This window comes from Streptococcus sp. oral taxon 056 str. F0418 (assembly GCF_000220065.1).
GTDB lineage: Bacteria > Bacillota > Bacilli > Lactobacillales > Streptococcaceae > Streptococcus.
This window is the reverse complement of record NZ_AFQU01000001.1, coordinates 1575908-1589994: the sequence shown is the minus strand read 5'-3', so window position 1 is coordinate 1589994 and position 14087 is coordinate 1575908. Positions and strand designations below refer to the sequence as shown.

The 14087-nt window shown below is 42.9% G+C and carries 7 protein-coding genes; all 7 read right to left on the bottom strand.

Features of this window, described 5'->3' with window-relative positions:
- Nucleotides 1–122: 122 nt before the first annotated feature.
- A complete protein-coding gene (locus tag HMPREF9182_RS07930; protein WP_009443582.1) occupies nucleotides 123–5963 on the bottom strand; it encodes an SIALI-17 repeat-containing surface protein in 5841 nt (1946 codons plus the stop codon).
- Nucleotides 5964–6378: 415 nt separating this feature from the next.
- Complete coding sequence (gene truA, locus HMPREF9182_RS07925) at nucleotides 6379–7128, bottom strand: tRNA pseudouridine(38-40) synthase TruA (RefSeq protein ID WP_009443490.1); 750 nt, start codon at nucleotides 7126–7128, stop codon at nucleotides 6379–6381.
- A gap of 621 nt (nucleotides 7129–7749) precedes the next feature.
- The gene (dnaJ, locus tag HMPREF9182_RS07915) at nucleotides 7750–8880 is read right to left on the bottom strand and encodes a molecular chaperone DnaJ (protein WP_009443867.1); all 1131 of its coding nucleotides are present in this window, start codon (nucleotides 8878–8880) and stop codon (nucleotides 7750–7752) included.
- 246 nt (nucleotides 8881–9126) lie between these two features.
- Nucleotides 9127–9759 (bottom strand): DJ-1/PfpI family protein, encoded by a 633-nt coding sequence (locus HMPREF9182_RS07910; RefSeq protein WP_009755126.1) that lies wholly within the window; start codon nucleotides 9757–9759, stop codon nucleotides 9127–9129.
- Nucleotides 9760–10180: 421 nt separating this feature from the next.
- Nucleotides 10181–12004: a molecular chaperone DnaK gene (dnaK, locus tag HMPREF9182_RS07905; RefSeq protein WP_009443097.1), complete on the bottom strand. Its 1824-nt coding sequence runs from the start codon at nucleotides 12002–12004 to the stop codon at nucleotides 10181–10183.
- Between the two features lie 447 nt (nucleotides 12005–12451).
- A complete protein-coding gene (gene grpE, locus HMPREF9182_RS07900; protein WP_009443819.1) occupies nucleotides 12452–12988 on the bottom strand; it encodes a nucleotide exchange factor GrpE in 537 nt (178 codons plus the stop codon).
- Nucleotides 12989–13022: 34 nt separating this feature from the next.
- Nucleotides 13023–14057 carry a heat-inducible transcriptional repressor HrcA gene (gene hrcA / locus HMPREF9182_RS07895; RefSeq protein WP_009443329.1) on the bottom strand — a complete coding sequence of 345 codons (1035 nt, stop codon included), beginning with the start codon at nucleotides 14055–14057 and terminating at the stop codon, nucleotides 13023–13025.
- Nucleotides 14058–14087 lie beyond the last annotated feature (30 nt).

The window sequence follows — 14087 nt, the reverse complement described above, 5'->3', positions numbered from 1 at the left end:
TACACGCTATTATATCACATTCAGCTCTTTTTTCAAAATGGAATTCTAGTTTTTCTAACAAAAACAACATCTTTTCTGAAATTTCAAAAGACATTCATGATTCTTAAAACAAAGTCTCTTTTTTACTTAGATCCCCAAATGGAGTTTTCATCCATAAAGCTGTTGGTGTTCTTCAGCAACTGCGTAAAGACAGCGTATTTGAAGTCCTTGGTTGCCCGTTCATCGACACGAGACTTCTTCAGATCCTTGTCAACAGCTTCTGCAAAGCCAGCTTTCAGCTCTTCATAAGTACTGTAGACTTTTCCGTTGATTGTCACTGATTTAATACCTGAGGTTTGTGCTTTATCCACAACTTTTCTGAAGTAAGCTTTCTTGAAGGCTTCCATGGTTTGAAATTCGCCTCCAGAAATTTGATTGATGATAAAGTTATCGCTCAAACCAGTCACACCTTGCTCATTGGCCGTCTTACGGTGTTTATTAGAAGCATAGCTTATGAAGCCTTTTTCATAGCCATAGTAGCCCCAGATTCTGAAGGTATTATGCTTGAACATCAAGGCGCCTGGTGCTCCAGTATTGTTTTGACCGCCACCATAGATACCCGTCATAAAGTCGATCGCAATGTAACTAGAGTCGTAATCAGCAGGGTTATAAGTTCGATTGTCAACCGCACGGTTAGAAAGCAAGCCTTGGTCAACCAAGTCATTTACAGATGAAACTGACATGGCCGCTTTCTCCTCTGCTGTCAACTCTCTCACGACATCATATTGAGTCCGAGCATCCACAACCTTTGGCTCAACCTTCTTGAACCATTTAGCTGCGGCTGCATTTCCTTTATCCACAACCGCTTGACCCTCAAGATAATCCAGCAGCATGAGAGTATCATTATAACCCTTCATGTAATGGTCAATGTCAGCTCGGTTCTTGAAGAGACTTGGCGAGCTATTGAAAATGAGACTACCATCATTTGGACGTTCAAAGGCCATATTGAGACCCAAAGCACCCCAGCCTGGCTGACCAGGAACAGGTGATTGGAGCAACCCTTGGGCATAGCCTTCTGGTCCGATCCCTTGTCGTCTGCCATGTCCGCCCAGGTAAATATAGCTGTCATTGACGTGGGTGAGCTCATGCGTGAAGACGGACACACCGTATTCCGTCAAGAGGTCAAAGGCCTCGAAGTTCACACGAATTGAACCAGCAGCATGGGCACCGTAGCCATTTGACTTGTACCAGCCACCAGCTCTGCCGCCAACTAGGTTGAAGAACTCGCGGGATGGTGCATAAGGCTTGCCCTTATTATCATTTCCGTTGACATCAATCCAGCCACGTCCTTCCACATCGAAACCATCCCATACAGCCGTTACATTTTGCTTGACCATTCTGGACTTGATATCATCTGAGAGCAGTTTGTACCAAGTATCTACGTGATTGCGATGCTGGGTCGCTACTTCCTTGATGCGCGCGTCAAATCGTTCATCAGACCATGAGCGGCGCTTGTCTCTGTTGACAAAGGCCATCGTGCTATAGTTCGACAGAATAGCTAAACGCGTATTCTTCAAGGTTAGCAGCGGAAGGATATAGTTGCTGAAATATTCAGAGTTGAGGTTGTCAAAGACACGATACTTAGCAGACTTGATCTCCTCTACTTCTGACTGGCGTTCTTCGAACTGAATAAAGCCTCGAGTCGCATCCTTGAACCAAGAATCCATATCCGCAAAATCAGTCAGCAGTCGACGGTTGTAATCCAAGTAAGCCACCAAATCATTAGACTTGGACTCAGCTTTCAACTGACGTGCAAACATATTGACATTGTCTGCCCCTTTCAGTTGATTTTCTGTCGAACGACCAATCTTAATCAAGCGATCCAGCAATGGTACTTTTTCACCATAGAAGTCTGGTTTGAAGAGCACCAGCTCCTTAAGGTTGTAGTCGCCAAACTTGAGATCGTAATAACGGTTGAGGTAGGTCAGACCGAGCATGATAGCGGTCTTATTCTCTTCGATTTTAGCTTTCAGAGCTTCATTAGCTGCTGGATTATCAGCATGGAATCTTGTCCATTCATTAGCCAGAAGCTTACTAATCATATCCTGCAAGTTGGCTTTCACTTCAGCTAGAGATTCATCCAGGAAGAGGCGCTTCACTTTGTTGACCCTATCATTATCATTAGGAAGACCAACAGAACGATAGACTTCATCACTGTATAGTTCAAAACTCTTCAAGCTCTCAGTCAGCTGAGTCAGCAAGTTTTCTTTGACTGCCGTTGAGTGATTTGGAGTATAGACTGTACCAAGCTCTGCAATCTGATATTCCGGCAGAGCCGTCTGTTCAAATCGTGCTTGATTTTGAAGATTGAAGATGGTCTTGCTTCCGTCTGCAAAATGGACTAAGATCTTATCTGCATCCGTTCCGCCAGCAACAAACTGATTGCCTTTCAGGGCTTGAACTGATAGAACTTTCTTAGTCAACAGGTCGCCCGCCTTACCAGCGTCCACCAGCTTATTAGCCTCATGAATCAAGAACTCTTGATTGTAGAAAGGCATAAAGCGTTCTAGGTTCTGATAAAGCTGTTCATTTTCTGCCTTGTAACCTGGCTTATCTTGATAAGTACTTGTTCTCAGGATAGCAGCATTTAGCTTCTCAGTTGTTACTTCATTTGCGCTGGTTTGTTCAAGAGCTGTAATCCGATAGCTCTTGACTTTTTGCTCCGCTTCAGCTTCTGTCAAGCGACGGAACTTGGCATCTTTTCCTGTCTTGGTTCCAGAGCTTTGTCCCTTAACACCAAAAAGGTTTTGGAGTTTTTGCCCCATCCAAGCATCGGTAATCTCATTATCTGAGCTAAAGAGCTCTTTTCCGTTCACTACTGTAGCATAGCTGACAGTGTCATTGATAGTTCCATACGGCCAAATGGAAGCAGCGATACCAGCTGCATTTCTTGAGCCCGCATCCTCTAACTTACCTTTGGCAACTGACTGAGTGAGCTTGCCCCAATTACCCCAGCCTGCACCTGAATAGTTAGTGAAGTTTTGAGCGACCAGCATACCTGCATTTTGGCCACTTTTGACCCAAATATCTGCTTCGACATAAGCTCGGCTTACCAAGGACATGGCGTTGGTGCCAGCGATACCAGCTGTGACAGAGTTTCCACCCTTGGACTTAATCTGACCCTTAAAGGAGACATTTTCAACTCGAGATTGGCCTTCTATATTGTTAACCAAACCGGCAATATGGTCTCTTCCTTCCAAATATCCTTGGACATTAACGTTTTCGATTACTCCTTTATTCTTCAAACGAGCAGCAATTGTCGCAATTGTATCGCCCGCTTGCGAATCTGGATAAACCATATTGACCCGCTTAAAGTCAATATCCTTGACCGTTCCGCTCGTAATCGTATCAAATAGAGGATGCGCCAAGTCTAAAATCGCATGGCGCTCGCCATTTTGACTACCAATCAGCTGACCTTTGAATTCACCTGGCAGGTAAGACTTGCTGTTGGCAGGTTTATCAATCAGTTTGGCACTGATACTGCGGGCCAGAATAAAGGTTCCAGAAGGATTTTCCTTGATGCCGTCCAAAAGGTCTTGGAAGTCATAGTAGACATTTCCTTCACGCTTCTTGGCCTTTTCCAGATAGAAGTCAAAGCTGTTTTGAAGACCGGTTGCGCTTCTTTGCAGCAAGTCTGGCAGCTGAGCCTGGATCTTGAAGACAGGCTGGTTATCAACGACCACTTCCTCGATAGAGGTAACTGGCAGGACAGTATCCTTGAACTGGTCTGATGTAAAGTGCAGATAATATTGGTCCAGATTTGCTGGTTTTTCAGCCAAAGTAGGCATCAATTTTGTCTGACCATTCTCAACCTTCATCAAAGCGACATTAGTGATGGATTTGAGCTCCACCTTCTTCAGGTCAAGCTGGACTGTCTCTTGAGCTAATTCTTTGCTTTCAGAGCCATTTCCTAAGTCATAGGACAGGGTCGTCTCAATCTTATACGGTGTATAGTAATCCAAACCACTGAAGCTAGTAGTCAGCTGGCCTGCCGCCAAGTTCTGCTCTGCTATCAGCTGGCCATCCTTCTTCAGACGAACATGGGCACTGGTAAAGGCTTGATCCCTGTCCGTCAGCTGGTATTGAATCTGAACTGACTTCTGCAATTCATCCTTCTTAACCCCTGAAACAGTCAGAGTTGGCGCTGCTTTAAGGGCCAATAAGTCAGCCAAAGCCTGCTTGAGTTGGTTGACACCCGCATCTACTTCATCTTGACTAGACGAAGTTTGATAAACCGACTCAGCCATATTCTTGATCGCTTGCAATTGCTGGTAGGATTGATTGGTGTAAACTCCTGGATCCACAGCCGCTGCTAAAGCTAGCTGCTTGCTCAATTCTTCTTTATTGATGCGAGCCTTGCTACCTCGAGTGACCACTGTATCAACTACTTCATGCAAGATTCTTTCAGTTGTTTGTGGCTCCGATATCCGCTTGCCATCCAAGACTTCATAGCTGGTTACAATTTCTTTTTGGCCTGGAGTTCCTTCTACAGTTGCCTCTTCATCAAGATACTTGCTATCATCAGTTTTGTGAACAATCTTTGGTTCAATTGTTTCTAGCTTGACATCTGTATGCAAACTAGGCAGTTCAGCTTGAACTGTTGATTCCCCGTTAACACCACCCGTGTATTCTGGAAGCGCAAGCTCGATTGGGGCCGTATCTCCTGCTGTACCTATCGGCTCTGTATAAGCTGGTTTCTCCGGTTGAACTGCTGGTTCGCCATTCACAGATCCTGTGTATGCTGGAAGCGCAGGCTCGACTGGGGCTGTATCTCCTGATGTACCTATCGGTCCGGTATAGGCTGGTTTCTCCGGTTGGACTTCTGGCTCGCCATTCACAGAACCTGTGTATGCTGGAAGCGCAGGCTCGACTGGGGCTATATCTCCCGCTGTTCCAACCGGTCCGGTATAGGCTGGTTTCTCCGGTTGAACTTCTGGTTCGCCATTCACAGATCCTGTGTATGCTGGAAGAGCGGGCTCGACTGGGGCTGTATCTCCTGATGTATCGACTGGGGCAGTATAAACTGGTTTTTCCGCTTGAATTAGCGATTCACCATTAGTGGCACCGCTGTACTCTGGTAAGGCGGGCTCTTGTACACTTCCCCCTTTCGCTGTCTCTATAGCTGAATTTGGCGATTGAGGAGCTGGAGCTGGGCTAGAATTTGGAGCTAAATGTTCTCCTGTCTGTTCCGAATCACTCGTAGCAGAATTTAATTGATCTAGCAATCCTGACTGAGCAACTTGATCATTCGCATCGGAGCCCTCTTTTGCAGCTTCTGATAATTCTGCTTGCCCTCGAGCTTCTTGACCAGCTGGCAAAGAAGTTGGCTTGGTTCCTGTCAAAGCCAGCAAGTCAGAAGCGGTAAAATAACCGATGTAGTTATAACCCGCAATGGTTACATCCTCTTCAGAAACCGCCGACGAAACCGTAACTTGACGGTTATAAGAAAGCAACTCCCGATTTTCTAGAGCAAACACTTGAGGAGACTGTAATACGGCCTGTCCCAAGCTACCTAATAGAAGCACTCCTAACAACTTGCCTGATTTCTTTCGTGAGAATACCAAGACAGCCAAAATAGCCGTTCCCGCAAATAAGCCGAGAAGCGGTTGACCATTATTTCCGGTACGTGGCAAGACAGTTTTCTCATCTTGCTTTCTATAAATCAGGTAATAGTTTTCTCCTGTTTGCAGATTTTCAGGAAGACCTTGCTTAATCAGCCCTTTTTCCTGTTCTGTTAGTTCTTGCTCTTCGATAAAGGTATAGTGAGCGGTCTCACTGCCTCCCACTTCATCTGCAGCAACAATCGAACTGGACAAAAAACTTCCAAAAATCATAGCTGCAATGACAACCGATCCTATGCCTACAGACAATTTACGAATCGAATATTTTTGAATTTTCTCCTGTGCTTTCCCAACTCTTTTCACTATTAACCTCTTCATTTTATAAAAAATCTTCCATGCTTTTCTAAACCATATCTTACATAGAGTAGCTTGGCTGTTGCATCTAGTATTATCATAAACTTTTTGAGTATTTTTTACAATTTATTTCTCTAGAAAATGCTTTTAACAAATAAAATCCCAGACTAAAGCTCTTGCACAGTTCTCATCGCATTTCCAAATCCAGGTAGCCGTCTTTAATGAACAACGAAACAAAATTTTCACAAAGAAAATCCTTCATAACGCAAAAAAACAAACCAAAACCATTTGTTTCTACAACTTGATTTGCTTCTAAGATGACCTACTAATATCTTGATATACACCTACAACCTCCAATCAATGATTTGAATTATGTAAAAAGTTGTACGTAATAAAATGAAGTTGAGACATATCAGTCCCAACCTCACTCTTCATAACGAATTTCTTTCAAATAAAGGCCATTAGGATCCGCTGTCGGGCCTGCCAAATTCCGATTTTTTTCATCTAAGATTCGCTGAATTTGCTCCACCGGCATACGTTTATTCCCAATTTTTAGCAAAGTACCAACCATATTACGAATCTGCTTATAGAGAAAGCCATTCCCCGAAAAGGTAAAAACTAGAAAATTGCGCTCTGCATCATAGCGGACCTTAGCCTCAGTGATGGTCCGAACCTTGTCTACCACACTGGTCCCCGATGCAGTAAAACCCGTAAAATCATGCGTTCCCTCTAGTTGCACAATCGCTTCTTCTATTAGCTCCAACTCTAAAGGATATGGATAATGTGTGGCATAATGGCGCATCATAGGATTTTTAGGACGGCCAATATCCACTAAAAATTCATAGGTCTTGCTATGCTTATTATAACGGGCATGAAAATCCTCAGCCACTCTCTCAACACTAATAAAATCAATATCTGCTGGCGTCTGCGTATCTAAGGCAAAACGCAATTTTTCTGCATCCCTTTCCCCAGGCAAATCAAAATGTAGGATCTGCCCCAAAGCATGAACACCACTATCAGTTCGACCTGCTCCATGAATGACCACAGTCTGACCTTTATTGATACGGGTCAAGGTCTTTTCAATTTCTTCCTGAACACTCCTAGCATGGGGCTGCCGCTGAAAACCAGCAAATCCATAGCCATCATAGGAAATAATCGCTTTATATCTTGTCATACCTCTATTTTAGCAAGAAAAAAGCAAACCTGCAATCAAACTCATCTCCCCTTAAAATGTACTATACTGTTGTCATAAGAAAGATAAAAAATGCTTTCGCTATACAAGTATTTGCTTCTTGTACTTGTTTTATACTTTTTCCAACAAGAAAAATTTATCCTTCTTATACTGACCTTGATTATTGGACTACACTTTATACAGAAGGCGAAGATTATAAACCGAAAAATTGATTATCTGGTAGCGTATTTACCGATTATTCCTATAAGAAGGAATCTTTAATCAGACTTTTTCTCAAATGCAAATTGGATATTTCTTGCTATCGTTGTAGCGAGTGGTAGGGCGGGAACTATCTACAATCTTTGCCACTTTTATGGGCTGGATGTCAACAAAAAAGTTGCGGACAATTTCAAGTCCCTTATCCACAATTCAATAAAAAGAGAGTGGGACAGAAATCGGTAATTCGTTAGAATTCGATTTCGTCATCCCACCTCCGCACAGTTGAGTAGGGCTGTAAAAGCTGATGAAATCAGCGTAGTAGAGCCCACTCAACCACTGCGTCTTGCTCGACAATCCAAAGACAATTGAGAGGTTAGGACTTTTGTCCCAGCTTCTTTTACTTATTTATTCTCCTTCAAAGGCATCTTTTACTTTGTCAAAGAAACCTTTTTTCTTAGGATTCACACTGATATTACCAGCAGCTGCAAATTCTTTGAGAGCTGCTTTTTGTCTATCATTAAGTTCAGTCGGTGTGACGACATTGACAGTGACATACTGATCACCCATGTTTCCACCACGTAGGCTCGGCGCTCCCTTGCCACGTAAACGGAAACGTTTACCGGTCTGCGTCCCTTCTGGGATATTTAATTCCACATCACCGTGAACGGTTGGAATATCTACACTATCTCCAAGGGCTGCCTGAACAAAATTTAGATTAAGATTATAGTAAATGGTAGAACCATCTCGCTTAAACTTGTCACTTGGTTCAACATTTACAACAACATAAAGATCACCATAAGGACCACCGTTAAAACCAGCCTCACCCTGACCAGTCAGGCGGACTTGCTGGCCAGTTTCCACACCAGCAGGAATCTTTACATGTACGCTATGGGCTTGTTTTTCATGGCCAGTACCGTGACATGTCGCACATGGGTCTTTGATTTCCTTACCTCGCCCATGGCAAACATCACAGGTTACTTGACGACGCATCATCCCAAGCGGTGTCTGAGTGTCCACGTTGATAACACCAGCACCATGACAACGTCCGCAAGTAATAGGACTAGTACCTGGCTTAGCACCAGAACCATTACATGTTCGACAAGAGGCTTCCCGATTATATTTAATTTCCTTTTCAGTTCCGAAAATCGCCTCTTCAAACTTAAGATTAACGCGATATTGAAGGTCATCTCCTTGACGTGGTGCATTCGGATTTCGTGTACCTCCTCCACCAAAGAAGCTGGAGAAAATGTCTTCAAATCCGCCAAAGCCAGCACCATCAAAACCACCGAAACCGCCAGCACCACCAAAGCCACCGTTAGCACCTGCTGCACCATATTGGTCATAGGCCGCACGTTTTTGGTCGTCACTCAAAGTCTCGTAGGCTTCTTGGACTTCTTTATATTTTTCTTCTGCCCCAGGATCTTTATTAATATCTGGGTGGTATTTTTTAGATAATTTCCGATAGGCTCTCTTGATCTCATCCTGAGAAGCACTCTTTGAGACTCCTAGACGGTCATAATATTCTGTATTGTTCATGTAAGATACCAAGACCGTAAAATTCGACTGAAAAATAGGAAATCAGGCGACGGAGCGATGCTCCTAGGCTGATTTCTCTTTTTTCCGAGAATTTAGGTCGGGTTCAGTTCCTTTCTTTTATATTGAGTCAAAATTTTTGGAACCCGTGTTCAGTTGCGAACACTCATGTTCCTTTCTATTGATGTTTGAATCAAACCACGATTTAGGTCGGATTCAATTCCTTTTTAAAATTTTAGAAAATATTGATCAGGGGGTATTTTCAAATTCATGCTTCATTTCAGCAAACTCTTCGTCGGATAAAGTGAATATCAAGTCCTCTTCCGAATACTGATTCCGTTCTTTAAAATAGTTGTCAGCATTATCTACCAAACCTAGACTAAGAAGCACTTTTCTCGCAAACGCTTGATGTGAAAAGCCAACAGCTGTAATGATGTTTTTATCTTGCAGAACAGCTTGAGCTTTGAAATTCTCACGTGGAAGAAATTCAAAATAGTCGAAGAAGTTTTGCCAAATCCCACCAGTAAATTTAGTTCCCTTCAATAAACCTGCTTTCGCCAATAAAATTGGTGCTGATGAAATAGCTGCAATCAAAATCTCTTGTTGCTTCAGATTTCTTAGGAAAGAAATCAATTTTTCATCATGCAAAGCAGGAACAATATCTATCATTCCTGGCAAAATGACACAAGAATAGTCTTCAATGACCACTTCATTCAGTGTTCTAGTAGGTTGACAGGCTAATCCATCTTCCGATGTTATAACATTTCTATCTGAACCAATATAATCAACCTCAACACCAAAAGATAGAGTTAAAGTACTGGTGAGGCTAACTACTTCATAAAGTGAAAAATTAGGATAAATTAAGCAGAGCACTTTCTTCATAAGCGTCACCCCTCTAGTTTACCGAAAAACAGAGGCTGGGTTGCAACCTCTGGATTTCTTCTTATACTTACAACGCAAAAGTCATCATAGCGATTGCTGTAGAATAACAATCACTTTATCGATTCGTCATTCTTACCGAGTTAGGCTGAATTGAGTTTCGACTAAAAACTTCGGAAAAAAGATAAACCATCTTTTGTGCATCGCACAAGGCGATGGCTTCCTATTTTTCTTTCGTTTTCTTAACGCCTCAACATCTTACCGAATCGAGCACACCCTAACCTCTTGGTGAAAAAGAGACGTGGCTGTTTTCGCTTTAGCGAACTACAGATATGGCTACCTTTAGGTGCAAATCTTTCTAGAAACTAAAGTTTCTGCGTCAGATTTCCTATTTTCACTGTGAGGTTTTAACGGGCTTTGCATCTTACTTTTCAGTAAACTCTCCGTCCACGACATCATCGCCTGCGTTTCCTGTTGCTTGTGCGCCTTCTGCTCCTGCTTGAGCTTGTTGAGCAGCTGCGGCTTGTTCGTAGAGTTTAACAGCAAGGCCTTGAGCTTTTTCATTCAAAGCTTCAAGTTTTGCTTTCATGTCGTCCAAGTTGTTGTCTTCTTGCGCTTTCTTAAGGTCATCAAGGGCAGCTTGGGCAGCGTCACGTTCTGCGTCGAAGCCTTTACCTTCAGTTTCCTTGATAGTCTTTTCAGTCGCAAAGATAGCTTGGTCAACTTCATTGCGAAGATCAACTTCTTCTTTGCGTTTCTTATCTGCTTCAGCGTTTGCTTCTGCATCCTTCATCATGCGGTCGATTTCTTCGTCCGTCAAACCTGAGTTCGATTGGATGACAATTGTTTGTTCTTTTTGAGTTCCAAGATCTTTAGCCTTAACAGACACGATACCGTTCTTGTCGATGTCAAAGGTTACTTCGATTTGAGGAATTCCACGAGGAGCAGCTGGGATGTCTGTCAATTGGAAACGTCCAAGAGTCTTGTTATCCGCTGCCATTGGGCGTTCACCTTGAAGAACGTGGATATCAACGGCTGGTTGGTTATCTGCTGCAGTTGAGAAGACTTGTGATTTAGATGTTGGAATCGTTGTGTTGCGGTCAATGAGTTTTGTGAAAACGCCACCCATTGTTTCGATACCAAGTGATAGTGGAGTTACATCAAGAAGGACAACGTCTTTAACATCACCAGTGATGACACCACCTTGGATGGCAGCACCCATGGCAACCACTTCATCAGGGTTTACCGATTTGTTTGGTTCTTTACCAGTTTCAGCTTTAACAGCTTCTACAACAGCTGGAATACGAGTTGAACCACCGACAAGGATTACTTCGTCAATATCAGACAAGCTCAATCCAGCGTCTGAAAGGGCTTGGCGAACTGGAACTTTTGTACGTTCTACAAGATCACGAGTCAAATCGTCGAATTTGGCACGAGTTAAGGTCATTTCCAAGTGAAGAGGTCCAGCCTCACCTGCAGTGATAAATGGCAAGCTGATTTGAGTTGAAGTCACACCTGAAAGGTCTTTCTTAGCTTTTTCAGCAGCATCTTTCAAACGTTGAAGAGCCATCTTGTCAGTAGACAAGTCAATACCATTTTCCTTCTTAAATTCTGCAACCATGTGGTCGATAATCTTTTGGTCAAAGTCGTCACCACCAAGTTTGTTGTCTCCTGCAGTTGCCAATACATCGAAGACACCATCACCCAATTCAAGGATAGATACGTCAAATGTACCACCACCAAGGTCAAATACCAAGATTTTTTCTTCTTTGTCAGTCTTGTCCAAACCGTAAGCAAGGGCTGCTGCGGTTGGTTCGTTAACGATACGTTCTACTTCAAGACCAGCAATTTTACCAGCATCTTTTGTCGCTTGACGTTGTGCGTCGTTAAAGTAAGCTGGTACAGTGATAACTGCTTTGGTTACTTTTTCACCAAGATATTCTTCCGCATAGCTTTTCAAGTACTGAAGAATCATTGCTGAGATTTCTTGTGGAGTGTATTCTTTACCATTTGCAGAAACTTTTTCAGATGTTCCCATTTTAGATTTGATAGAGATAACAGTATCTGGGTTTGTTACTGCTTGACGTTTTGCAGCATCACCAACGATGATTTCGCCATTTTTGAATGACACTACAGATGGAGTTGTGCGATTTCCTTCTGGATTTGCGATGATTTTGCTTTCAGTTCCTTCAAGAACTGCAACTGCTGAGTTTGTTGTACCTAAGTCAATACCGATAATTTTAGACATGTGTTTTTCTCCTTAAATTTTATATTCTATTTTCTTTTTGATACTCTTATTAGGTGACGGCGCCGTCAGAGCTTGACTTTATCAATCTCTTTGACTAAACTTTGAGCCTAAGGTCTCAAAGTTTGCGCAAATAACGCCACGGCGAAAAGTATCCCCTTTGGTTCGCTTCGCTCACTATTGCAAAGCTAAACACATTTTATCTTTCTTCATAGTTTATTGTCGTTTCGGACAAGTTTACGCAGTAGCTGATTGGCAGTTCACTTCGCAAACGCTCGTGACCAGCCTAATCACCCTTGCGGGGGTGCGTCAACGAAATCACAGATTTCTGACTTACCGCCTAATTGAACTCGCCCTAAGCTCTGGGTAAAAAAGATAGATTTCCTTGTGTTCATCGAACACTTCGTCAATCTCCTATTTTTACTGTGAGCTTTTTACGGACTCTATATCTTAGTTATAAACCACCACCATTGCTGGTCTAAGGACACGCTCATGGAGTTTGTAGCCTTTTTGAAAGACTTGTGCGATGGTGTCTGCTGGATGCTCGTCATCAGCAGGAACTGTCTGGATAGCCATATGATGGTTATGATCAAATTCTCCATCAGCTGGAATTTCTTCGATTCCCTCTTCTTTGAGAGCATGAATCAAGCTTTCCTGCACCATTTCCAGTCCCTTTTTGACATCATCTGTCAATCCTTCAACTGCCAATGCGCGCTCAAGATTATCCAAAGAAGGCAAGATTGCTTTTGCTAAATCTTGGCTACGATATTTTTGTAATTGCTGGCGTTCTTCATTGGCACGGCGCTGGATATTTTGCATTTCTGCATGAGCACGAAGATATTTGTTTTCAAAATCTTCTGCTCGCTCATAGGCTAGTTCTAATTCAGATTTTTCAGGACTTTCTGATTCAGTCTGCTCAGCTGTTTCTACAGCTTCCTCTTTTACTTCTACATCTTCTGGATGTTCTTCTTGTTTATGTTTTGCCACAGGGCACCTCCTTTTTAGGAATGATTATACTGTATTAGTGGACTTCATAATGATTGCTACTAAGGTAGCGATAGAAGTCGGTCAATTTCATGGTCAGCACGCAGTTGACAACATTCATCTGGCTGACCAGCCGCTGGTAGTCAAGATTGACTGGACCAACCACCGCCAACACCCCAAATCCTCGATATGGAATCAGGAATTTGCTGGAAATCAGTGTCAAATCAGCCAAACAGCTTTCCCTGCTATCTGCCACGCGTACGCTTTGCATCTGATCCTCGGCCAAGCTGTCGCGGATCTCGAAAGCTACTTTCTGCAGATTATCAAAAAACTGGTAAGTCGCCAGATCCGAAAATTCCAACAACTGAACCTTGCCGGAAAGCATGACATTTTCCTTGAAAATATCACCGAAGATATGTTCAAATAGCTGAATGACATTGTCCGTCGTAGTGAAATAACGCTGGATAATCTGCGGAATTTCCGTTCGAATCTTGTAATGGATATCCAGCACTGTCTGACCCAAGAAGCGCTCCCTTACTAAGCCTTTAAGCTTATCCAGATCTTCTCCGAGGAAGTTTCGTGGGATCATAAACTGACTGGTAATAGTATTGGACTCATCCAGTGTAAAGACTGCTAGAGCCGTATGCTGACTGAGCACTACGATGTCAAATGCAGTCAATCGTTGCCTACTGGGTTCTACATCCAGCGCAACAACGGTGCATCCACTCAGTTTAGCTAGAAGATCGGTTGCCTGTTGAAGAATGTCCTCCAAATTGAAAAACTCATGATCAAAAGCCTTGATAACTTCATAGAGTTCATTTTCAGCAAGTCGATCAAAAGACAGCGAATGCTTGACGAAGTATTGAAACCCTGCCACACTAGGCTTACGCCCACTAGACGTATGCGCTTTTTCTAGCAACCCCTGTTTTTCTAGAGCAGCCATGTCATTTCTAATAGTGGCGCTACTAGATTTGATAGAGTCTTGCAGGGCTTTTGATCCAACTGGCTCGTGAGTCTTGGTAAAGATATCAATAATCAAATTTAAAATCTCATTTTGACGTTTTGTTACCAAAATTCCACCTCCAATTCAGATCAATTTTAT